Source organism: Gordonia sp. NPDC058843, from assembly GCF_042743165.1.
In the GTDB taxonomy this organism is placed as follows: Bacteria; Actinomycetota; Actinomycetes; order Mycobacteriales; family Mycobacteriaceae; genus Gordonia.
In genome coordinates, this window is sequence record NZ_JBHYNC010000100.1 from 1 (window position 1) to 1,074 (window position 1,074).

The 1,074-nt window shown below is 70.2% G+C and carries 1 protein-coding gene and 1 pseudogene; both read left to right on the plus strand.

Features of this window, described 5'->3' with window-relative positions; genetic code table 11:
• On the plus strand, nt 1-385 hold a 385-nt coding region (locus ACFW3F_RS25570; RefSeq protein WP_388062517.1), incomplete at its 5' end, for an ATP/GTP-binding protein.
• Nucleotides 382-1,074, plus strand: a pseudogene (locus ACFW3F_RS25575) (cytochrome P450); the annotation flags it as partial. The gene ACFW3F_RS25570 and the pseudogene ACFW3F_RS25575, both read left to right, overlap by 4 nt.

A 1,074-nucleotide genomic window follows, 5' to 3' on the forward strand; every position in this document is an offset into this window, starting at 1 on the left:
GATCAGCCTCAACGACCGCATGGTGCTGTATCTGTTCGGCGCGCCCGGACAGCAGCGCTTCTGGTTCCTGTGGGACCGGCTGTTCTCCGGCACCCTGGGCGCCGTCGTGCTGGTCGACACCCGGCGCATCGACGACTCCTGGTACGCCATCGACCGGCTGGAGAGGCACGGCACGCCGTTCATCGTGGCCTGCAACGACTTCGGCGGGGACACCTTCACCCCGCAGCAGATACGCGAGGCCCTCGACCTCGACCCGCACGTGCCGCTGGTGAACTGCGACGCGCGCTCCCGGGAGTCCAGCAAGATCGTGCTGATCACGCTGGTGGAGCACATCCAGAGCCTGTACGCCGACCCGGCCCGAGCCCCCCGTCAGGAGCTGGTGTGAGTCCCGCTTCCGTTCCCAACGCCGTCCGCTTCCAGGGGTCCCTGCTCCAGGACGACCCGGCCCGCGTGTACCGGGAGCTGCGGCGCGAGCACGGCAGCGTCGTCCCGGTGGTGCTGGACGGGGACGCACCGGCCTGGCTGGTGCTCGGCTACCGCGAGCTGCACCAGATCACCGGCGACCCGGGGCTGTTCAGCCGCGACTCCGAGCTCTGGAACCAGTGGGAGAACATCCCCGACGACTGGCCGCTGCTGCCGATGATCGGCCGCAGGCAGCCCTCGATCCTCTACACCGTCGGCGACCGGCACCGCGAGCGGGCCGGGATGCTGGTGGACGCGCTGGAGGCGGTCGACCCGTTCGAACTGCGCGGCTACGCGGAGAAGTTCGCCGACGAACTGATCGACGGGATCTGCGCCAAGGGCACCGCCGACATCATCGGCGAGTTCGCGATGCTGCTGCCGGTGCGGGTGCTGGCCCGGCTGTACGGGTTCCCCGACGACGAGGGCCCGGCCCTGGTCACCGCCCTCAACGACATGGTCAACGGGCGGGAGCGGGCCCTCGAGGGCCAGATCCACCTGTTCACGTCGATGACGGCCCTGGTGGCCGCCCGTGGGGAGAGTCCCGCCGAGGACGTCACGTCCCGGATGCTCGCCGACACCGCGGGATTCACCCCGGAGGAGGTCTGCCAGGAC